18 protein-coding genes and 2 pseudogenes are annotated in these 20,243 nt (G+C 58.0%); 7 read left to right on the top strand and 13 right to left on the bottom strand.

The genetic code is table 11. From position 1 onward, the window contains the following. Positions 1–114 (bottom strand): annotated as a pseudogene (locus C0Z16_RS39205) (IS630-like element ISCARN39 family transposase); the annotation flags it as partial. A gap of 218 nt (positions 115–332) precedes the next feature. Here C0Z16_RS39205 and C0Z16_RS35770 point away from each other — a divergent pair. The 5 genes from C0Z16_RS35770 (at position 333) to C0Z16_RS39775 (ending at position 5,082) form a co-directional block, all read left to right on the top strand. After that, positions 333–1,508, top strand: coding sequence for a porin (locus C0Z16_RS35770; protein WP_158244576.1), 1,176 nt, complete (start codon positions 333–335; stop codon positions 1,506–1,508). A 63-nt stretch (positions 1,509–1,571) separates the two neighbouring features. Next, the gene (locus C0Z16_RS35765) at positions 1,572–2,912 is read left to right on the top strand and encodes an MFS transporter (protein ID WP_102636687.1); all 1,341 of its coding nucleotides are present in this window, start codon (positions 1,572–1,574) and stop codon (positions 2,910–2,912) included. Between the two features lie 30 nt (positions 2,913–2,942). Then, on the top strand, positions 2,943–3,638 hold the full coding sequence (locus C0Z16_RS35760) for a DUF4286 family protein (protein ID WP_102636686.1): 696 nt from the start codon (positions 2,943–2,945) through the stop codon (positions 3,636–3,638). 27 nt (positions 3,639–3,665) lie between these two features. Continuing rightward, complete coding sequence (locus tag C0Z16_RS35755; RefSeq protein ID WP_102636685.1) at positions 3,666–4,694, top strand: zinc-dependent alcohol dehydrogenase; 1,029 nt, start codon at positions 3,666–3,668, stop codon at positions 4,692–4,694. A gap of 40 nt (positions 4,695–4,734) precedes the next feature. Continuing rightward, positions 4,735–5,082, top strand: coding sequence for a GFA family protein (locus C0Z16_RS39775; protein ID WP_455430272.1), 348 nt, complete (start codon positions 4,735–4,737; stop codon positions 5,080–5,082). Positions 5,083–5,419: 337 nt separating this feature from the next. On the opposite strand, the gene C0Z16_RS35750 is transcribed toward C0Z16_RS39775, so the two are convergent. From C0Z16_RS35750 to C0Z16_RS35695, 12 genes are all read right to left on the bottom strand, one after another. Continuing rightward, positions 5,420–5,884 carry a Dabb family protein gene (locus tag C0Z16_RS35750; protein WP_322788920.1) on the bottom strand — a complete coding sequence of 155 codons (465 nt, stop codon included), beginning with the start codon at positions 5,882–5,884 and terminating at the stop codon, positions 5,420–5,422. 11 nt (positions 5,885–5,895) lie between these two features. After that, the gene (locus C0Z16_RS35745; RefSeq protein ID WP_102636683.1) at positions 5,896–7,017 is read right to left on the bottom strand and encodes a Gfo/Idh/MocA family protein; all 1,122 of its coding nucleotides are present in this window, start codon (positions 7,015–7,017) and stop codon (positions 5,896–5,898) included. Positions 7,018–7,176: 159 nt separating this feature from the next. Next, positions 7,177–8,196 carry an ABC transporter permease gene (locus C0Z16_RS35740; RefSeq protein WP_102636682.1) on the bottom strand — a complete coding sequence of 340 codons (1,020 nt, stop codon included), beginning with the start codon at positions 8,194–8,196 and terminating at the stop codon, positions 7,177–7,179. Positions 8,197–8,233: 37 nt separating this feature from the next. Further along, positions 8,234–9,763, bottom strand: coding sequence for a sugar ABC transporter ATP-binding protein (locus C0Z16_RS35735; RefSeq protein ID WP_102636681.1), 1,530 nt, complete (start codon positions 9,761–9,763; stop codon positions 8,234–8,236). A gap of 78 nt (positions 9,764–9,841) precedes the next feature. Then, entirely contained in the window at positions 9,842–10,777 is a 936-nt protein-coding gene (locus tag C0Z16_RS35730; RefSeq protein ID WP_102636680.1) for a sugar ABC transporter substrate-binding protein, read from the bottom strand. A gap of 105 nt (positions 10,778–10,882) precedes the next feature. Then, positions 10,883–11,971, bottom strand: coding sequence for a Gfo/Idh/MocA family protein (locus tag C0Z16_RS35725; protein ID WP_244201498.1), 1,089 nt, complete (start codon positions 11,969–11,971; stop codon positions 10,883–10,885). 99 nt (positions 11,972–12,070) lie between these two features. After that, on the bottom strand, positions 12,071–12,958 hold the full coding sequence (locus C0Z16_RS35720; RefSeq protein ID WP_102636678.1) for a sugar phosphate isomerase/epimerase family protein: 888 nt from the start codon (positions 12,956–12,958) through the stop codon (positions 12,071–12,073). 55 nt (positions 12,959–13,013) lie between these two features. Next, positions 13,014–13,907 (bottom strand): intradiol ring-cleavage dioxygenase, encoded by an 894-nt coding sequence (locus C0Z16_RS35715; RefSeq protein ID WP_102636677.1) that lies wholly within the window; start codon positions 13,905–13,907, stop codon positions 13,014–13,016. Positions 13,908–13,967: 60 nt separating this feature from the next. Continuing rightward, a complete protein-coding gene (locus C0Z16_RS35710) occupies positions 13,968–15,029 on the bottom strand; it encodes a maleylacetate reductase (RefSeq protein WP_102636676.1) in 1,062 nt (353 codons plus the stop codon). A gap of 139 nt (positions 15,030–15,168) precedes the next feature. Next, entirely contained in the window at positions 15,169–15,399 is a 231-nt protein-coding gene (locus C0Z16_RS39200; RefSeq protein ID WP_244201497.1) for a dioxygenase, read from the bottom strand. 248 nt (positions 15,400–15,647) lie between these two features. Next, positions 15,648–16,562: a LysR family transcriptional regulator gene (locus tag C0Z16_RS35700; RefSeq protein WP_102636675.1), complete on the bottom strand. Its 915-nt coding sequence runs from the start codon at positions 16,560–16,562 to the stop codon at positions 15,648–15,650. Between the two features lie 137 nt (positions 16,563–16,699). After that, positions 16,700–17,914: a phytanoyl-CoA dioxygenase family protein gene (locus C0Z16_RS35695; RefSeq protein ID WP_102636674.1), complete on the bottom strand. Its 1,215-nt coding sequence runs from the start codon at positions 17,912–17,914 to the stop codon at positions 16,700–16,702. 92 nt (positions 17,915–18,006) lie between these two features. On the opposite strand from C0Z16_RS35695, the gene C0Z16_RS35690 reads away from it, so the two are divergent. Beyond that, on the top strand, positions 18,007–19,050 hold the full coding sequence (locus tag C0Z16_RS35690; protein WP_102636673.1) for a LacI family DNA-binding transcriptional regulator: 1,044 nt from the start codon (positions 18,007–18,009) through the stop codon (positions 19,048–19,050). A gap of 392 nt (positions 19,051–19,442) precedes the next feature. Further along, positions 19,443–20,065 (top strand): annotated as a pseudogene (locus C0Z16_RS39770) (transposase); the annotation flags it as partial. Positions 20,066–20,243 lie beyond the last annotated feature (178 nt).

Genomic DNA, 20,243 nt, shown 5'->3' with positions numbered 1-20,243 from the left:
CTGCCGAGCCACGCCCACAGCCAACGCCACCTCGGCGCAGCCCTTGCCCGCCAGCAGCAGCCGACCCGCCTTCAATCGCTTCTTTGCTGCTTCGCTCAATCGCCTTTGCGCCATGCCAACTTGTCTCGAGATCGCCCTGGAGACATAACGCTTGAGACGCTCAACGGTTGTCATGATTTACGGAAATATCAATAATTCGCGTTGGTTCCAGGATAGCTGAACGGGGCGTCAATGCCAGGACTTTTGCAGACCTTCCTTAACACCGCCTCAAGCTGTTTACAAGCGCTATCCCCGCGCAGATGTGGGTAATCCTGAGGGTTAAAAGAGAGGGGATGCCAGCCGCACCCCCGGATAACGAACAGGAGACGGAAGTGAAACATCTGGTTGCTTGCCTGCCATTGGCGGCATGCGCGCTAGCGCACGCGCAAAGTAGTGTGACGCTATACGGGGCGGTAGATAGCGCGCTCACCTATACCAATAATCAGGGCGGCAAGTCGGCCGTGCAAACCTATAGTGGCGGGCGCGCCGGCGACAAGTTCGGCATGCGTGGCGTGGAGGATCTGGGTTCGAACCTCAAGGCGATTTTCGTGCTCGAGGCGGGCTTCAGTATCCAGACAGGAGCCTTCCAGCCCGCCAATACACTCTTTGGCAGACAGGCATTCGTGGGCCTGAGCGGCGATTGGGGGAATGTCTACCTGGGCCGGCAGTACTCCATGACCAACGACTACTTTGTGCCGTTAAGCACCAGCTTTCTGTTCGCGGGCGGTCTCGGCGCCACGCTCGGCGATATCGACGGGTCGTGGAATTACAACAAGATCAGCAACGTGATCAAGTACGAAAGCCCCGTCTATCGTGGCTTCAACTACAGTGCGATGTTGAGCCTTGGCGGCACGCCCGGTGATTTTTCCCACGACAGGACCTATGGCGTCGGTGCGCAATATGCGAACGGCGGCCTCACGCTGGCGGGCGCGTACATGAATATGCGAACGCCGGCGACCTCGATTTTTGGTGCAGGTAGCTCGCCCGTGGCGGGCGCGGCCTTTACCAATCCGGTCACCGATCCGATCTTCCAGAACTATGTGACTGCAACCAGCCAGCAGGTGCTTGGAGGCGGCGCGAAATACGTATATGGCCGTTCTCAGTTGTCGTTTCTATATTCGAATGTGCGTTTTCTCGACATTGTCGGGACGGCGTCGAATCGCACGGCGCCCGCGAACGCCGCGTTCAATAACTACCAGTTGAACTACGCGTTCAATTTCACGCCCGCCACAATGGGCGGCGTGGCATGGCAGTACAGTGCATCGCCGGGCGGTCACTACAACTCGCTCGAAGCCGGCACAGCCTATCTCTTCTCTAAGTCCACCTACGTGTACGGCATGACCATCTGGCAACACGCGAGTGGCGTCGATTCGACCGGGAAACAGGCTGTCGCGAATCTGTTCGGATTGTCACCGTCGAGCAACTCGAATCAGGTGGCACTGCGAGTGGGCCTCAGGAAGCTCTTCTAAGAGGCCGGTGTCGATGCGCCTAACCAGGCGCGCAAAACAGGATGTGAGCAGGAGACATGCAGCATGAAGCAGAATGATTTGATAGATGTGCAGGAGTTTGTCGACACACAGCCGCTCAGCCGCTTTCAGTGGCTGGTGATCGTGCTTTGCTTCCTGACGGTGGCGATCGACGGTATCGATATCGGGCTCGCCGCTTATATCGCGCCGTCGGTGCGCGCGGAGTGGGGGCTGACGGTCAATCAGCTTTCGCCGATTTTCCTGTTCGGCCTGATCGGCATGATGGCCGGCTCGCTGATCTTCGGCCCGCTCGCTGACCGCTATGGAAGACGGCCGGTGATGCTCGCATCGGTCGCATTTTTTGGCTTCGCGACGTTGTTCAGCCTACTCGCCACCAACGTGACAGAGCTGGCGTTGCTGCGATTCGTCGCCGGCGTCGGCATTGGTGGCGCCACGCCGACCGCGGTCACGCTGACGGCGGAATATGCACCCGCGCGCCGTCGCCTGACCATCATCACGATCATGCTGTGCGGCAATTCGCTCGGCTCCGCGTTCGGCGGGGTGGTGGCCTCGCAGGTGATCTCGCGCTTCGGGTGGCACGCTATGTTGATCGTCGGCGGGGTGACGCCTTTGTTGCTGCTGCCGGTGTTGCGGTTGTGGCTGCCAGAGTCGATGCGCTTTCTCGCACTGCGCCGTCCGGACCGGCAAGCGGACCTGCGTGCTTTCGGCCAACGCATCGCGGCGACCCCGGTGAAGGCGGATAGCCACTTTGTCGCGCGAGAACCGGAACGGCTGCGCTCGGCGGTCCGTGAACTGCTGGTGGCACCTTATCGCCGTGGCACGCTTCTGCTGTGGACGACTTTCTTCATGGGCCTGTCGGTGCTGTATCTGATGTCGAGCTGGCTGCCGACCATCATCACCCATTCCGGGGGCACCATGAAGACGGCCGCGCTGACCACTGCGCTGTGGTCCGTCGGCGGCACATGCGGAGGTTTACTGCTCGGCCGCGTCATGGATCTGGCGACGCCGCACCGGGTGCTGGGCTGCGCGTACTGTCTTGCCGGAGCCGTGATCTACCTGGTCGGGCAGACCTACACGACACCCGGGGTGCTCGGCCCGATTGTTTTTCTCGCGGGCCTTTGCATCAGCGGTTCGCAGGTCGGCATCAACGGTCTGGCGGCGACTCACTATCCCACCACCAGCCGTGCGACAGGTGTGGCCTGGGCGACCGGGATCGGCCGGTTCGGCTCGATGCTCGGCTCGGTGATGGGGGGATTCCTGCTGTCGTCGGGCTTGGGCTATGAGACTTTGTTCATGCTGGTCGCGGTGCCCGCGCTGGTTGCCGCGCTGTGCATGTTCAGCATGCCCGCAGCCGCGCCGCGCGCGCTGCACGCACGCCCATCCTGAAGCGTTTTCGATTAACTGGAGTGTTGCATCATGGCCATTTCCGGTTCCGCGTTTCTCGCGCTATGGAACGACGTCAGCGCTGAGTCCGACACGGAATACAACCGTTGGCATACGGACGAACACGTGCCCGAGCGGGTCGGCATTGCCGGCTTCATCGCCGGCCGCCGCTACCGGTCGTCGGCGCCGGGGCAGCACCGTTACTTCACGCTGTACGAGACCGAAACATCGGCGGTATTCGATTCGGCTGCCTACCTCGACGTGATTGAGCGGCCCACCGCGTGGTCGGCGTCGATGCGCCCGCTGCTGAAAAACGTGGTGCGTGCGACGTGCGACACCGTCGCGTCCGCAGGCAGCGTGCCAGGACAGGCCATCGCGTGCGTCCGTATCAGCGCGGCCGAACAGTTCGATGGACGGGCACTGACCGATGCGTGCATGGCGTTGGCGGGCGTGAGCTCGGCGCATCTGGGGCAGGTCAGATCATCGGTGCCGGACGTATTCGAGAAATGGTCGAATGCCGACGAACCGACTCACGTGCTGCTGGTGGAAGGCGTCGACGAGGCGACGTTGAGGGCGCACGAGTCGGCGCTCGGCGAGTTCGCGCTTCGGTTTGCCGGAGCCGCGCGGCCAGCCATCGTCGACGTCTACGAACTCGTCTTCGGCATCAGGCATTCGCAGGTGGATGCGTCGTTGCTGCGATCCGTACCGGCCTCCGGTTCGCCGCTTTGAACCCGATACTGCAGTCAGGAGCAACTCATGCAAGCATTGCAAAAAACTGCCGCCACATTCGGCCTCGAACTTCGTGAGATAGCGCCGCCGCAAGCGCCCGCCGCAGGCGAAGTGATCGTCGATGTGGTCGCCGCCGGCATCTGTGGCAGCGACGTCCATATTTACGACTGGTCGGGCGGCTACGACTTTCTGAAGCAGGCGTTTCCGGTCACGATCGGTCACGAGTTTGCCGGCAGGATCGCGAGTGTAGGCGAGGGCGTCGTCGATCTTCAGGCGGGGCAGCCGGTCGTTGTGATTCCGTCGGTCGAGTGCGGCGTATGCCGCTTTTGTACGGCAGGGCGACTCGACGAATGCCGCGACCGTCGCGGCATCGGCATGTTGCGCGACGGCGGCTTTGCACGGTCCGTGCGTGTGCCGGCGATCAACTGCCTCGCGTTGCCCAGCGATCTCGATCTCGGGATCGCGGCGCTATGCGAACCGTTGTCGATCGGATTGAGCGCGGTGAACGCCGCCGACGTCAAACGCGGTGACAAGGTTCTCGTGATGGGACCCGGTACCATCGGGCAGGGCATCGCGTTGCTTGCAAAAGCGCGCGACGCGGACGTGGTGGTGGCTGGCTATGACGACACGGACCGGCTCAATGGGGTGCGGGCGCTTGGCATCGGCAAGACGCTCGATCTGAAAGAGCGGCCGCTGTCCGATGCGAAGCAGCTCAGTGGCGCGGACGAGTTCGATATCGTCATCGAGGCGACCGGTGTGCCGTCCACGGTGCAGGCTGGTCTCGATCTCTTGCGGCCTTCGGGCGTGATGGTGATCTGCGGCATTCACAGCGCGCCCGTCAGTTTCGATGCGGCTAAACTCGTGCGCAACCGTCATCAGATTCGCGGGACCTACCGTGCTTCTCGCGCCACATGGGCGCAAGTGCGTGATTTTGTCGTCGAGCATCATGCCGCGCTGGTGCCGATGGTCACGCATCGGTTGCCGCTTGCCGATGCGCTGGAGGGCTTCGAAATGGCGCGCAACAAGATCGGCTCGAAGATTTTGCTGATGCCGTGACGGTGGCGCGGCGTTGCCGGGATGCTTAACAGGAGGATGGATGCCACGCCATACCGCTTCGTGCCATTGCGGCGCGGTCAAGTTTGCCTTTGACGCGCAGATTGACGAACTCGTGATCTGCAATTGCTCGTTATGCGCGAAGCGGCATGCGGTGATGGCGAACGTGCCGCGCGACAGTGTGCAGATTCTGGAAGGGAACGGTGCGTTAAGCTCATATCGATGGAGCACTGGACAAGCCTGTCAATACTTTCCTTGCTTGCCGAAGTCATGCGACAGCAGGCAACGGGATCGAACATCCATTGCGGCACCTCCAGCAAGCCCGCCGTGTGGAACGGCTCTCGCGCACAACGCAGGATTGACTCGCCGTTCTTCCTTTCTATCGTGGTGAAAATCCATACCGTGTGCCCGTACCACGGATGCCAACGATACAGAACTTCCCTTGACTCGCTGATATGGGCGTTGTGTTGCCGGCTTGTACAATCACGGCCGTCTTCACTCGACGTTGGGCTACGTCAGCCCGATGCAGTTCGAGCGGGACTGGTACGCCGCCCAGAACCAACGGGTGGCATAATCTCCGCTCAGTTAAGGGATCCGAAATTCGCGGGCAACGTCAGCTCACCAGGATATATGGATTCCATGATCCACGGCCTTCCATGTATCGGTGCTGGCGCGTCACCAGGTAGCGCGATCTCTTCATGACATACGAAGGGAAAGCACTGGCGCGTTCAAATCGCACGTTCCACAGTTTCTGCGACATCCCATGGATAGTCCACCTGATAGCGAGAGATGCGCAAATCTCCAATCTCTTGCTTGACCCGCAGATGCTCCGGATGAGTCGCATAGTTTTCCAGCGCCTGTTGGTCGGCGAACTCAGTGTAGAGCACCACGTCGCAAGCGTAATCGACCCCACTTGTGTCTAACCCGACTTCCAGACTTGTGAGCCCCGGAATGACTCCGATCAGCGTCTCGAACCGGCTTTTAACGAAGAGAGCTGACACACGCTTTTTATCGGCGGTTTCGCCGCGAATGTTCCACATGACGATGTGTTTGATCATTTTGATCCGAATACCTGTTGATCGAGAAAGTAGCCGCCCATCGCGCCCGCGCGGAGAGAGCCCATCCACACCTGCATATCTATCGGCAAGAGCGGCTCTTGCGGCGCTGCGCAACGATGCGAGCGCCGCTTCCATCGCAGACTCAGCTACTTGACAGTCACCCAGCTGCGTTCCTTCGAGGACCGCAGCGCCGCATCAATGACGTTTTGAATTGCGTAGGCCTCGAGGAATTCGGGGCCGTTGCGCGCTCCGCCAGCAATGGCCGTCAGGAATTCGGCCATTTCAATGGTCTTCAGATCGTTGAAGCCAAGTTGATGACCTGCTGTCGGACAAAAATTAGCGTACGGCGGATGCTGAGGACCGGTTTCGATACGCGAGAATCCGGCTTCTCGCGCGGGGTCACCGGCACGGTAGTAGAGGAGTTCATTCAGATGCTCTTGCGTGAACGCCAACGACCCCTTGGTGCCGCTGACCTCGAATCCGAGTTGCATCTTTCTACCCGTCGCCAACCAGTTGGCTTCAATGCTCCCGCTAAAGCCGCCATCAAAACGCACAATCATTCGCGCGACGTCATCCACCATCACTTTGCGTGGGGTGCCGTCAGCATCTGGACGCGTCTTGAGGACTGTTTCCAGATCGGCGCTGATCTCCACTATGTTTCCCAAAAGAAATCGGGCAATGCCTATGATGTGGCTGCCGATCTCTTGGATCGCTCCGCCTTCTCCGCCGCTGCCATCGACGCGCCAGTCGAAGAGAATCTTCGGATCGGCCATATAGTCTTCGGCGTGAACACCGCGGAAGCTCGTGATTTCGCCGAGTTCACCGTCAGCGATCATCTGTTTGGCCAGTTTCAAAAGAGGGTTCTTGATGTAGTTATAGCCAACTTGCGTCATCACGCCAGCGCTGTTCGCCGCATCAAGCATCGCCTTTGCGTCGATCGCGGTAGGTGCCAGCGGCTTCTCGCAATGGATGTGCTTGCCGGCCTGAGCCGCCGCCACGGCCATCTCCCGGTGCATGACGTTGGGCGTTGTAATGGAAATAATCTTGATCTCTGGGTCCACGATCAAAGACTTCCAGTCCGAAGTGTGGCGTTCAAACCCGAATTGAACAGCGGTGCGTTTAGCTGCTTCGCCGTTAATATCAGCTACGCCGACCAGTTTCGGCTGCAACGCCAAGTCTGGATACGCCGAGAATACGGCGTTATAAGCCCGTGCGTGTGCCTTACCCATGAAGCCCGTGCCGATGACACCAATACCAATTTGTTCCATTTTGGGTTCCTCAGTTTCAAAGTAACGGTCTAATTCAATTAGCCGGCTAACGAGTCTTGGTGCTGAGCAAAGCCGCTCGCCGATGAGATGTAGGTCCGTCAATCAGGCTGCAACGAGGGGGATCAACTTGAGGACGATCGCTCGGGCAGCCAGTGGACGTCAAACGCGCTTGCTTCGTTGACGGTATTGGTCTACCACCACGGCGGCCACGATGATTAGCCCTTTGACGATTTCCTGATAGTAGGCGTCAATGCGGATGAACGTGAATCCAGAAGTCATGACGCCCAGAATTAACACGCCAATGACTGTGCCTGTGATACGCCCAATGCCACCAGCCAGAGACACACCGCCGATCACTGCCGCAGCAATCGCATCCAATTCATAGGACACCCCCATTCCGGCCTGTCCTGTGGCAGCTCGTGCCGACGTCACGATCCCCGCCAATCCCGCGAGCATGCCTGCGATCGAATAGACAACAATCAGGTGCCGCGTCACGTTGATGCCCGAGACCCGCGCTGCCTGTCTGTTAGCGCCAATCGCATAAGTGAACTTTCCGTATCGTGTGTATCGGAGCGCGATGTGAAAGACCGCAGCAACCACGACAAAGATGACTACAGGCACGACACCGGATCCAATCCAGGCAAAGTCATCAGTCAGCATGCTGATAGGTTGGCCGTGGGTGTACCACTTCGCTACGCCTCGTGCCGATACCATCATGCCCAGGGTCGCAATGAACGGAGGAATGCCGCCGAAGGTAATTAAACCGCCGTTAATCAGGCCGCAGACAGTGCCAACCAGCAAACCTGCGAGGATTGGCCAAATCAGGGGCAAACCGGTCAGCGCGGGAAAGACAGCGCGCGCATACCCTGATTCCTGGGCGAGGCTCGCGGTGACCATCGCGGCGACGGCGACAATGGAGCCGGACGACAGATCGATACCCCCGGTGATGATGACCTGTGTGACGCCGATAGCAATGACGCCAATCACCGACATTTGCAAGATCATCACCGTAAGCCGATCTGCGTTGAACAAGAAACTTTGTCCGACAATTATCCAGCCAAGCGCCTCGAAGAGTAGTCCGATGCCGACGAGTACCAGCAAAATGCCTGACTCAGGGGGCCATCTCCGTTTGGGCGTGGTTGACGGGAGGGGATGCTGCAACGTCTTGGGGAATGCCATGATGCGTCTCCTAAACTCCTACTTTTAGACCGGGGCGTTACTGCGATGCCAAGTCCATGATGGTGACTTGATCAGCGTCCTTACGATCAACAATGCCGGTCTGATGGCCCTGGTGCATGACCACGACCCGGTCGCTCATGCCGAGCACTTCAGGTAGCTCAGATGAGATCATCAGAACTGCAACGCCTTCGCCCGCCAGTTTGCTAATGAGGCGATGAATTTCGGCTTTCGCGCCAACGTCGATACCGCGTGTCGGTTCGTCCAGAATCAGGATTTTCGGTCTTGTCAGCAGCCATCGGCCGATCAGTGCCTTCTGTTGATTGCCTCCCGAGAGATTCTGGATCGGCTCGTGCAGATTCGGGGTCTTGACCCGCAGGGTCTTGCTCAATGCGTCGCAATCCTTCATGAGCCGCTTCCCCTGCACGAATCCAAACTTCACGTAGTTGCTGCTCAACACCGCCGTATCCATGTTTGCGAGGATACCGAGAGTCAAGAAGCAGCCAGTCTCCTTGCGGTCTTCCGTCAGGAAGGCCATTCCGTTTTTCATTGCAGTGGCTGGACTGTCGATGACGACAGGCGTCCCGCGTATTGCCATCGATCCAGACGTTGCGGGGACTACGCCGAAGATCGCTTCAGCGACGTTGCTTCGCCCCGACCCGACCAACCCGGCGAGGCCTAGAATTTCCCCGGCACGCAGGTCGAAGTTGATGCCGCTAAATACGCCTTCGACAGCCAGGTCTTTAATCGAAAGGACTATGTCACCGATCGGAACTTCTTCCTTCGGAAACATCTGTGTGATTTCCCGACCCACCATCATTTTGATGATGTCGTCCCGCGTCACTTCGCTCGATAGCTTGGTTTCGATATAGCGGCCATCGCGAAATACCGATACTTCGTCAGCGATTTCGAAAAGCTCGTTCATCTTGTGTGTGATGTAGACGATGCCCTTGCCCTGCGCTTTCAAGTCACGGATGATGCGAAACAGGTGCTCGACCTCCCGTTCGGTAATTGCCGAAGTGGGTTCGTCCATGATCAGCACGTCCGAATCGAACGAAACCGCCTTGGCAATCTCGACCATCTGGCGGTTGGCGATCGAGAGACTGCGGACCTCAGCTTCGGGATTAAGATCGATATTCAGGCGGTCAAACAGCGCCTGCGTACGCTTCCTCATTTCACGGTGGTCTACAAACCCCAGACGCGTCAGCGGTTCGCGCCTGATCCAGATGTTTTCCGCGATGGTCATGTACGCCATCAGGTTTAGTTCCTGATGGATCATCGCGATGCCGTTGTCGAGTGCGTCAAGCGGACCCTTTAGGGTCAGTGGCTGCCCCTTTACCAGCAGTTCGCCGCCGTCCGGAATGTATACGCCGGCGATAATCTTCATTAGTGTCGACTTGCCAGCGCCATTTTCACCCATCAAGGCGTGAACGGTGCCTGGTCTCAGTTTGAACTGAACGCCGTCTAGTGCTTTCACACCCGGGAAGGTCTTAATGACATCTCGCACTTCGAGCAGCGGAATATCGCCTGCTCGTGCGGCGGGCGGGGATCGTTCTGCAGTAGCTTGCATTGGCTTTACCTCAATCAATGGAACGAATCGAGTGCCGCGATCAGAACGCTGCCGCACTCTAAGCGGATCGAGGGTCTGCTAGTTTTTCGATGCGTATTTGCCGTAGTTGGCAGGCGTCACCATCTCAAACGGGATCCACGTTGTTTGCTCAACGTTTTCGCCCTTGGCCAACTTCAACGCGGTGTCGATCGCCGCGTTCGCCTGACCCGCGGCGTTCTGGAAGACCGTCACCTTCAAGTCGCCCGCTTTCATAGAAGCCAACCCGTCCTGGGTCGCGTCAATGCCAGCTACGACCATGTTCTTGTTCATCTTGTTTGCGGCCTTCAACGACTGGATTGCGCCAATGGCCATTTCGTCGTTGTTCGAGACAACCGCGTCGAATGCGATACCCGATGAGAGCCAATTAGTCATCAGGTCGGCAGCTTGGGTACGCTGCCAGGCGGCCGTCTGTTCTTGAACGATCTTAATGCCATTGCAGGGCGGCTTGGCAATCACGTCCTTAATATCCTGAGTGCGTAGACGCGTAGTCTGGCTGGACAGATCGCCCATCATCACGACAATGTTGCCCTTGCCATTCATCAGCTTGCAGACCTCCTTCATCTGCAATGTCCCCGACTCGGTTTCGTTGGAACCGACGAAGGCAACCTTGGGCGGCAACCTTTTATCGGATGGGCTGATGTTGACGTACACGAGTGGAATGCCCGCGGCGGCAGCCAGTTTAGTCATCTTTGGCGTGGCGTCGCTATCGACGGGGTTCACGATGATGGCGTCGACCTTTTGTGCGATGAAATTCTGGATTTGATTAAGCTGCTTGCTCACATCGCTTTGTGCGTCTTCGAACTGCACCTGAACGCCTTTGATCGACTCGGCATGGGTCTTCATGTCGGTGCGCAGCACGGTCAAGAAATTGTCGTCGAACATGGACATCGACACGCCGATCTTTTCAGCATGTGCGGTCAGGGGCGACAGCGTGGCAGTCATCGCAACGGAGGCTGCAAGGATAAAAGTTTTCATGTTTCACGTCTCCTCAAAGTACCAGTGGTAACACTGCCGTTCAGCAGTACAAAACGCTTATTAATCATGTGAAGGACTGTGATAAGCCCTTTTCTTCGGTGGTTTTTACCTGATAAATTTGTTGAGCACGACCTCGCCGCCGGCAAACTTCGATGAGGCGTAGAGCGCCTCAATCAGCACGTTCACATCGTGCCCTTGCTTTGCAGAAACGACTGAAGGCGTTCCGTTGCGGATTGCGCCGACGAATGCGGCGGCTTCGCGGTCGAAATAGATGGGGTTGCCGATTTCGTAAAGCTCGGGCGAGTATTCCGTTTTTTTCGCTGACCAGTTTACCGGGAAGTTGGTCTCGTTCCACTCGGTCCATCCCTGCGGATAACCCGTGTTGCCCTTGTCGAAAATCTTGTACGACGACGGCAGCGCACACGACTGCATGATCCCTTCGGTGCCGTACGCGGCCATATCCCATGTTTCCGTCCAGTTGAGCGGGTCCCAGGAGAAGAAGTCGACCACGACGATCTTGTCGGCATAGTTCAGTACCGCACCTGCTGCGTCCTCGCGCGAGTCGTCGCCATTGATGCCATGAAACTTGGTGATCCGCGCATTGACGGATAGCGGCATGCCAAAGTGATAGATGATGCGGTCGAACAGGTGGCATCCAATAACGAACACGGCGCCGCCGATGTCGCCCGCTTGATTCAGGTGGCTCGTACGGGCCTCGTTGTAACAGCAGCCGCCGTGTGCGCGAACCTGCATGACCTTGCCGAGCCGGCCACTCAGAAGTGCCTGTTGCATGGCTTCGACAGAAGGCGCGAAGCGCCAGCAATAGCCAACCTGGACGAGGCCGCCGCTCTTCTCGGAAGCATCAAGGATGCGCTTTGAGTCCGCCGCGCTACGGCCTGCGGGTTTCTCGACCAGGACGGCTTTGCCTGCTTCGAGCGCCTCGACCGCCAGATCGGCCATCTTTTCGCTCTTCGAATGGACCAGCACGGCGTGGACAGCCGGGTCATCCAGTATTTCAGCCGTGCTGCGAGCCGTGATTCCCATCGCCTCAATAAATGGCTTTAGCAGCGGGCTGTCATCGGCAGCGCCTAGAACGACTGTGTTCTCCATGCGTTGCATGGCCCTGACGCGGCCCGACGTATGCGGGTGGGTAATCCCGAGGCATGCGACGCCGAAGGTGGCGATCGGTCCCAATGTCTCTTGCATAGTGTGCTCCTACAGGTGAGTCGGTTGTCGGTGGCGGTCGGGTCAGATTCAGAGCAGACGGAAACGGTGTGAGACGTTCGCCGTCGGTTAGCCGGCTGCGACGGGATGCTCTGCGGCGAGTTCGAACTGTCGCATCGTCGTATCGAACGCCCTTTGTGCCATTACTTGAAGCGGGAGCCTGCGGAACGTCTCCGACAAGATCTCGACACCGAACGGTCCGTCGTATCCAGCGGTTCGAACAGCCCGAATGAACGCCGGGGTATCGAAGCTACCTTCGCCGCACAGCTTGCGGTGATAGATGGTGTCTTCCCACAGCGAACCGTTAAGTTCGCGGTCGGCATCGTCGAGTTCGATGGATTTGATGAACCGGCCGGGCATGGCGGCGATCTGCGGATTGGTTATTCCGCCGCGCACCATGTGCCACTGGTCGAGCAGAAGGCCGCCGTTCGGCTGATTCGCACCTTCGACGATCGCCAGACCATGTTCCAGCGTCTTGATGTTGGAAAACGGCTGCACTTCGAGAACAACCTGTACGCCGTACTGGGCAGCGTCCCTGCAGACCCCCGCGAATTCATCACGCATGCGCGGGAGGTCGGGCGGAGCATCGTCGAACAGTCCAGCAGCCACCTTCAGGCTCCGAGCGCCAATCTCGCCTGCCGCTTCGAGTATCTCGCGGCGGACCTTGTCCGAAGCAACGCGCCGGTCACCGTCGAGATACCAATCGACCAGGAATTCCAGTTCGAGATGCTTCATACCGTTATCGGCGAAGATCTGCCCGATTTCGCTCATCTGAAGCTTCTGGGCCGTGGCCATCAGGTCGGCATGGATAAGCCCCATGCCTTTCCATCCCGCCGCGGACGCAGCCTCCGCACGTTCGCGTAACGAAAACGGGCTGATCTCTGTTGGACCGAAAGGATAGACATCACCTGAGAGGGTGAAGTAGGCGGCCAGAAGTTCGACATTCGATGCTTTCATAATTCGCTCTGTTCGGACTCGGTCCGAGTTGCGGGATAGGGGTAGAAACGAGCAATCAGGATTTAGCGCGGGCTAATGTGAAATTCCATTCGACCTTCCAGCGGGCCGCACCTGATCTGTCAGGGCTCGCTGCATCCGCAGGATCTTCTCGCTGGAACTTCGCAATCAGGTCTTGCTTGACTCCGAATACCGTGTCCTGATCGAGAAACTCACAATCGGGTGTAAAGATGTGCGTGATGACAGGTTCGTAACCTGAGGCAGTCACGATGAAATGCATGTGCGCTGCGCGGTTGGGGTGACGGCCCAGATGGCCTAGCATCTTGCCAACGGGGCCGTCGGCAGGAATCGGATAGTGGCGCGGCTTGACTGAACGAAACCAGTAATCACCGTTCTTCGTGGCATTGAACATGCCGCGCAAATTCCAGTCCGGTTGAATGCCCTTTTGCTGCACATCGTAAAATCCGTCGTCGTTGGTTTGCCAGACTTCAATCTGCGCGCCAGAGACAGGCTCTCCATCAGTGTCGACCACTCGGCCGCTAACGGCCATCGGTTCGCCCTTACCATCAAGGCAGATGTTCGCGCCGTTGGCGTAGCGTGGGGCGTTGGCAACGTAGAAGGGTCCGAGGATCGTATTCGGAGTCGCGCCACTCGGCCGACGATGGTTAATAGCATCGACCAGCATTGAGACACCTAGCACGTCGGAGAGCAGGATAAACTCCTGACGCCACTCGGTGCACTTGTGGCCAGCGGCGGTAAGGAATTTGATAGCGGCCAGCCACTCTTCGTGGGTCGGCTCGATCTCCTTCACGGCTGCGTGCAGATGCTTGACCACGACGCTCATCACCTCGCGGAAGCGTTCGTCGATGTCGGACCCCATGCGGGCATTGACTACTTCAGCCGAGGTTGCTTCTTCGAAATACGGATACTTGATTTGTGCCGAGTTGGTCATGGTTTGTCTCCAGACTTTTGTTTCTTTGAGCGGTGGGAGCGTCGCTGCTACCGTCGCCAGTCAATCGGCGGGTGGACGCCCTTCCCAGGCATTCTGTAGAAGAAGCCTCAGAGCATCGCGCTCGATAGGCTGCGGGTTCCAGTACGGGTTGGATAATGCGATGTCGCACGCCCGGTCAAGGTCCGCTTCCTTCATCCCGATGTCACGCAGCGCTGTCGGCGCACCAAGCTCGGCGGCGAGATTGAAGACACCACGCGGTGCAGACTTCACACCCATCGCTCGACCGATCCGCGCCATAGCGTCGGGCACGGCGGCGCTGTTGTATGCAAGCGCGTGAGGCAGGACGATCGCGTGTGTCTCTGCGTGCAGAAGATTGAAGCTTCCACCCAACGTGTGGCACAACTTGTGATGTAGCGCCATGCCAACACGGCCAAGTACCGTGCCACACAACCAGGCGCCATAAAGGCATTCGCTGCGTGCGTCGATGTCGCGCGCATCGCGTTCGATACCGCGCAGACCCGTTGCAATCGCACGAATCCCTTCTTCCGCCATCAAGGACATGATCGGGTTACCGTCTCGCGCATAGAGACCTTCGGCGGCATGGGCGATTGCATTCAGTCCGCTCACTATCGAAAGTTGGACCGGTAGCCCAATTGTTAGCTCCGGGTCGTACAGGACCGTCTTCGGAATTACCTGTGCGTCACGACCTGTCTTCTTCAAACCGTTTTCGGTAATGCCGTAGATGGGGGTCATCTCTGAGCCGGCGTACGTAGTCGGTATGGCAATAATGGGCATTGAAGATTCCAGTGCTATCGCCTTACCGAGGCCAATTGTCGAACCCCCACCAATAGCCACTGCACAGTCTGCATTCACAGCCTTTGCAAGTTCGCGTGCGTGGCGAGCGTTCTCAACTGGGACATGCATCTGTGCGCCGGCGAATACCCCGGCACTTGAAGGGCCCAGAAGCGATGACACCGTTTCAGCTTGTGCCCTTTGCTCCGGGGTGCAAAGAACCAGCGCCCGACGAGCACCAAGCGTCTCCACTTCCTGCTGAATCAACTTCATGCTTCCGGCGCCGAACACAACTCGCGCCGCTTGCGTGGTGTAGGTGAATTCATACATAAGAGTTAGCTTCCTGTAGCTTCGCGTTCGGAATCGGGTTTCCCGTGATGTCAGTTATCCGACCCTCGACAACCATGGGCTCGCCCTTTCCATCCAGACAGATATTTGCGCCGTTCGGATATTCGGGGACGTCTGCAATTTAGAACGGACCCAGAATCGTGTTCGGCGTAGCGCCGCTCGGACGACGATGGTTGATTGCGTCGGCGAGCATCGAGACGCCGAGAATGTCGGAAAGGAGGATGTACTCCTGCCGCCAGTCCGTGCACATTTGACCCGTCTCGGTCAGGAAGCGGACAGCGGTGAACCACTCTTCGTGCGTCGGCTCAATTTCCTTGACCGCGGCGTAAAGGTGTTTGACCAGAACCGACATCACTTGACGCAGGCGAGCATCGGCGTTTCGCCCATGCGGGCGTTGACGACTTCGGCCGAGCGAGCTTCATCAAAATCCGGCGATGCGGATTGAACTGTAGAGGGTGTGCTTTGCATTGAATGTCTCCATCAATCTTTTCTGCAGCTTTGAGACGAGTCTATATTCGCCGTGGCTGGCAAAACAGAGCTAGAAAGGGAAAGTCTTTCGCGCTGAGTGGGAGGAAACATCAAGTTGAATAATTAGCGGACTCACGCTGTCCAATGCCGCTCGTATTCGTTCTTCTGGAACCGCTCGACAAGCGCATCAATGAACAGCCGCACTTTCACGGGCAAATGTGAGCGGGTCTGGAAGGCGATGTTCATCGTCAGCCGAGGCAGGTCCCAATCGTCAAGCACCGGGACGAGGCGACCTGCCTTAAGGTCGTCGTAGATGATGTATTTCGGCTGAACGAGAATGCCCATGTTGTCCAGCGCGGCTATACGCAGTATCTGGCCATCATTTGACTCCACCACCGGCTTAACTTTGACGCAGACTGACTCACCGCCTCGCGTGAACGAGAGCTCTCTCGGATTGTCTGCGAGTTGATAGTTGAGCAACCGATGCTTCACGAGTTCTGCGGGGAAGCGAGGGCGGCCGTTCGTCGCGATGTAGCCAGGTGATGCAGCCAATACCCGGCGCGTCGAAGCCAGCCTTCGAACGGTTATATTGCTGTCTGGTTCGAGGACTTTTGTTCGAATGGCGACGTCGATGCCATTCTCTATGATGTCGTAGTATCGGTTGTGCGCCGCAACGTCCACCATGATGTCGGGGTATCGAGCCGTGAAATCGGGAAGCATCGGCGCGATGTGAAGCATGCAAAACGATAGGGAAGCGGTGACACGAAGGATGCCGCTTGGACGCACGACAGCCTCCTTGATGACAGCCTCTGCTTCACCTAGGTCTGAAAGGATGGATCTGCAGCGCCGGTGAAATTCTGCGCCAGCCTCGGTCAGATAAAGGTTGCGCGTCGTTCTGCGCACCAGCTGCACCCCAAGCCTCGCCTCCAGCGAAATCAGATACCGACTTGCTGCAGAGATGGAAAGGTCAACGGCTTCCGCAGCTCGGCTGATACTGCGCGTCTCGGCCACCTCGACGAACAGCTGTAATTCTTTGAACTGGTCCATGCCTTTGCACCATTACGCCTTGTCTCCGCCCGCATCCAGCCGAATGCAGGAGCATGTTCGACCACGGTGGGTCATTTTGTGTGTCGCACAGGCATCACAGTAGTGCGGTAAATCTATCTTTTATTTCCTTAAATCCATCAATTATCTATCAATTTCTCGATGTCGTCAGGCGCGCGACGCCAAGCATGCGTTAGCAAGGCTTGAGCAAATACTGCCGGCTCCCAGTCCTCCCGAAGCGCGCGGAGCATCATCTGTCTTTGACTCTCCGGCGCGAGACCGCCCACTGGCGGGTCCCTGTCCAGGTTTGTCGGGAAAGAATATCCCTCAGCGCATGAGCTAACGACCGACAGCACTTCCAACTCGGTCATGTTGCCTCCAGTCAATCTGTCCCGAATGACTGGGTATAGTTTTTCGGACATGCGAGTCCGGTTCACTACCTCCATCGCCCGCCCATAGGCGGATGAGATTTGCAGCAGGTTTGCCATGCGCTGAATGTCGCTCGTCCGGTTTGAACCGGCGGCGTGAAATAACGCCGGGTTGAAGAAGACGGCATCGCCCTTCGCAAGAGGCAACTGGACAAAGTTGTTCTCGAAATATTCCCGGAAGTCCGCTCTGCGCCACGCCACATAGCCTCGGGCATATCGCTGTGAGTACGGCAGCACCTTGGTTGGACCACTTTCAATCGGCATATCGCTATGAGCGACCGCCCCTTGTAACGTAAGGAACGCCGACATCTGGTGTACGTGCGCGGGAAACGACGCGGCCACTTCAGACGCCTGGAAGCCCAGGTGGTAGTCCCGATGTGCTTGCTGAGCCTGCCCGCCGGGTCTGACAACATTCACCTGGGAGGTGACTTGAAAACAAGGGCCCAGCCACGCCTCGGCGGCTGCCGGCAACCAGTGGTTCGAGAAGTAGCGGGCGAACACGTCGGGCGCCATCACGCAAAGCTTTTCCTGCGCGTTCCAGATACGGTCGTTTGCGCCTGCATTTGCGAAGTGGTCGGCTTTCCCGCCCGACTTTCGTTCCCGTTTAATGATTGATTCGAAAACCGCCGTTGCTTCATCAATGCACCCGATGTCGGCAAAGGCTCTCCTGAGCACGAAGATACCTGCTCCATCCCGCAGGACACCTGCCCATTCAGCCAACAAGTGGCTCCTTGTCCCATGAGCCGAGACGACCGCGTCCAAATCCTCGCATTCGTACACAGGAATTCCTTCCACTGTCTTCGACGCATAGCGCAGCGCAGGGCCGCCGTCCGCGCGGAGCGCGGCCACGAAATGACCCAGGCTGCACTCGCTTTCGCGGTACCAGTCAGCTTGCTCAGCGCGATAGTCGTCTCGTTGGTAGTCCATCCGTGCCTCCTGTTTTCGATGTAGGATAGCTCGCAAGGCACCAGACGCGGCCTCAAAAACGCATCAATAATCTATCAATAAGGAAAGTCGATTTGGCTCACCGTTTTTTGATTAAGGAAATTGCCCTTCAGGCAGGGCTCGGGGTGGCCACGGTTGATAGGGTGCTGAACGGTCGGGCAAACGTCCGGGAGCACACCCGCAACCGCGTCGAGCGGGCAATAAAAGAGCTTGAGACACAGGAGCTAAATCTGGCAAATACCGGTCGGCAGCTCATGATTGACGTCCTGGTAGAAGCACCAACACGGTTCAGTGACGAAATAAAGAGCGCGCTTGAAGCGGAGCTGGCGCTCATGCATCCAGCGGTCGTTCGCCCTCGCTTTCAATTGCAGGAAAGGATGACGACGCCCGAAGTTGTAGACGCCCTGCGTTCTGTTGCCCGAAGAGGCAGCCACGGCGTTTTTCTGAAAGCCCGCGACGTTCCCGAGATTGCCGCAGAGGTCGGCGAGCTCCAGCGTCTCGGCATTCCTGTCGTCACAGTTTTCACCGACATACCACTGTCGGGCCGCATCGCATACGCCGGGCTAGACAACCGCGTCGCGGGAGCAACCGCTGCCTATCTACTTGGACTGTTGCTCGGCCCACAGCCGGCCAACGTGCTGATAACGATGAGCGACGAGCACTTTCGAGGAGAGGAAGAGCGCGAAATAAGTTTTAGGCGAGCACTGCGCAAGCACCATCCCCGCCTCAACCTGATTGATGCTAGTGGTGGTCATGGTCTCGATTCTTCGACCGAAGAACGGGTTCGAAGTGTTCTCAACGATGGTACCAATATTGCGGCGGTGTACTCAATGGGCGGGGGTAACGCCGCGATTCTTCGCGCCCTGGAAGCTCGGCAGCAGGCTCCCGTGTACTTCATCGGGCACGACCTGGATAGGGACAACGTGCAGCTTCTACGTGCGGGAAGGATTCAGGCCATCCTGCATCACGACCTTCGGCAGGACATGAGGTCAGCGTGCCACCACGCGATGCATTTTCACAAGCTCTTGCCAGCGGCATCTGTCGCATCATCATCTTCGGTCGTCGTCGTGACGCCAGAGAATATTCCCGACTACATCGCCAGTCGTTTCCGCGATTGATTCGCCCGCTTCAACCACGCTGCTTTTCAGGCTGGCGAATTGCTGGTGGGCGTCGTTGAAGTCTCATCTGTTCAAGCGCAAGCGAGCGCAATTTCGAAGAATCGATCGCCTTAGCCCGAAAGCTCCCCTTGCATCGGGGCACTCCGCGGTTTCCTCCCTTGTATCTTGAAGTTCATGATTTTTAATAATCATGACAGGAGGCTGTGGAGCTTGTGGGCGAAGGTGAGCGCGGTGGGCAACGTGTAGCTTTGTCCACGGTAAGCTCGCCGGTGCGCCGCAGGCGCATCGTCCACAAATCCACAGCCTGTCGTTAATTTTTGTTGTTGATGTCGGTTTGGCAAAGCTCGTGCGGCCTGATCTCCTCCCTGGGGCTTACAAGTCCGTCCCGAAGCCTTGAAACGGCTGCCGCCGCTGTATTGCAGGCTGCAGGTTACGCGGTGGCGGTCATCAATCCCTGACAGGCACGAGATTTTGCACGAGCGATGGGATAACTGGCGAAGACCGATCGCATCGATGCAGCATTCTCGCGCAGCTCGGCGAAGTCATTGAACGTAGTCCGGAACGCGACAAGTACGTCAAACCTCTGCCGAGCACAGAGCGGCAAGCCCTCGCGGCTCTGGTCACACGCCGTCGTCAACTGATCGCCATGCTCGTCGCCGAACTCAACCGGCTGGCCCAATCGCCTGCGGCAACCCGAAAAAGCATCGACACCATCATCGAAGCGCTGGCCAAAGAACTCGATCGTATCGGCAGTGACATGACCGGGCACGTTCAGACGAATTTCGCCGATCTGTCGGCGCTGCTCGATAGCGTAAAGGGAGTTGGCAAGACAACGATTTCGACCCTGATCTGCGAGGTTCCTGAACTTGGCAAACTGTCCCGTCGCAAGATCGGCGCGTTGATTGGCGTCGCACCGGTCAACCGCGACTCCGGACAGATGCGAGGAAAGCGCACAATCTTCGGCGGCCGTAGCAGCGTGCGGCAAGTGCTCTACATGGCGGCGCTGTCCGCGAGCGAAGTAATGTTGTCAACGGCCAATGCGCTCCAGGACAGGCTCGAAGCTCCCAGTTGACGACTAATGAAATGGTCCGCCCCACCTCTCCAGACGCGCTAAGCTGGGAAGGCGACTGTAACGGGAGATGATCATGGACTACGCGACGCTCGTTGGGATCGACCTTGGCAAGCAAACCTTC

The organism is Paraburkholderia rhynchosiae (assembly GCF_002879865.1).
In the GTDB taxonomy this organism is placed as follows: domain Bacteria; phylum Pseudomonadota; class Gammaproteobacteria; order Burkholderiales; family Burkholderiaceae; genus Paraburkholderia; species Paraburkholderia rhynchosiae.
Note: the sequence above shows the minus strand (reverse complement) of the source record. Positions and strands in the feature narration are given on the sequence as shown.

What these genes read in the sequence shown, in the direction of transcription:
- C0Z16_RS35745 (WP_102636683.1), bottom strand. Translation starts at nt 7,017, where the DNA reads ATGGAACAAATTGGTATTGGTGTCATCGGCACGGGCTTCATGGGTAAG.
- C0Z16_RS39200 (WP_244201497.1), bottom strand. Translation starts at nt 15,399, where the DNA reads ATGTCGGTTCTGGTCAAACACCTTTACGCCGCGGTCAAGGAAATTGAG.
- C0Z16_RS35710 (WP_102636676.1), bottom strand. Translation starts at nt 15,029, where the DNA reads ATGTATGAATTCACCTACACCACGCAAGCGGCGCGAGTTGTGTTCGGC.
- C0Z16_RS35765 (WP_102636687.1), top strand. Translation starts at nt 1,572, where the DNA reads ATGAAGCAGAATGATTTGATAGATGTGCAGGAGTTTGTCGACACACAG.
- C0Z16_RS35700 (WP_102636675.1), bottom strand. Translation starts at nt 16,562, where the DNA reads ATGGACCAGTTCAAAGAATTACAGCTGTTCGTCGAGGTGGCCGAGACG.
- C0Z16_RS35755 (WP_102636685.1), top strand. Translation starts at nt 3,666, where the DNA reads ATGCAAGCATTGCAAAAAACTGCCGCCACATTCGGCCTCGAACTTCGT.
- C0Z16_RS35720 (WP_102636678.1), bottom strand. Translation starts at nt 12,958, where the DNA reads ATGAAAGCATCGAATGTCGAACTTCTGGCCGCCTACTTCACCCTCTCA.
- C0Z16_RS35760 (WP_102636686.1), top strand. Translation starts at nt 2,943, where the DNA reads ATGGCCATTTCCGGTTCCGCGTTTCTCGCGCTATGGAACGACGTCAGC.
- C0Z16_RS35740 (WP_102636682.1), bottom strand. Translation starts at nt 8,196, where the DNA reads ATGGCATTCCCCAAGACGTTGCAGCATCCCCTCCCGTCAACCACGCCC.
- C0Z16_RS35750 (WP_322788920.1), bottom strand. Translation starts at nt 5,884, where the DNA reads ATGGAAGCGGCGCTCGCATCGTTGCGCAGCGCCGCAAGAGCCGCTCTT.
- C0Z16_RS35715 (WP_102636677.1), bottom strand. Translation starts at nt 13,907, where the DNA reads ATGACCAACTCGGCACAAATCAAGTATCCGTATTTCGAAGAAGCAACC.
- C0Z16_RS35695 (WP_102636674.1), bottom strand. Translation starts at nt 17,914, where the DNA reads ATGGACTACCAACGAGACGACTATCGCGCTGAGCAAGCTGACTGGTAC.
- C0Z16_RS35730 (WP_102636680.1), bottom strand. Translation starts at nt 10,777, where the DNA reads ATGAAAACTTTTATCCTTGCAGCCTCCGTTGCGATGACTGCCACGCTG.
- C0Z16_RS35770 (WP_158244576.1), top strand. Translation starts at nt 333, where the DNA reads ATGCCAGCCGCACCCCCGGATAACGAACAGGAGACGGAAGTGAAACAT.
- C0Z16_RS39775 (WP_455430272.1), top strand. Translation starts at nt 4,735, where the DNA reads ATGCCACGCCATACCGCTTCGTGCCATTGCGGCGCGGTCAAGTTTGCC.
- C0Z16_RS35735 (WP_102636681.1), bottom strand. Translation starts at nt 9,763, where the DNA reads ATGCAAGCTACTGCAGAACGATCCCCGCCCGCCGCACGAGCAGGCGAT.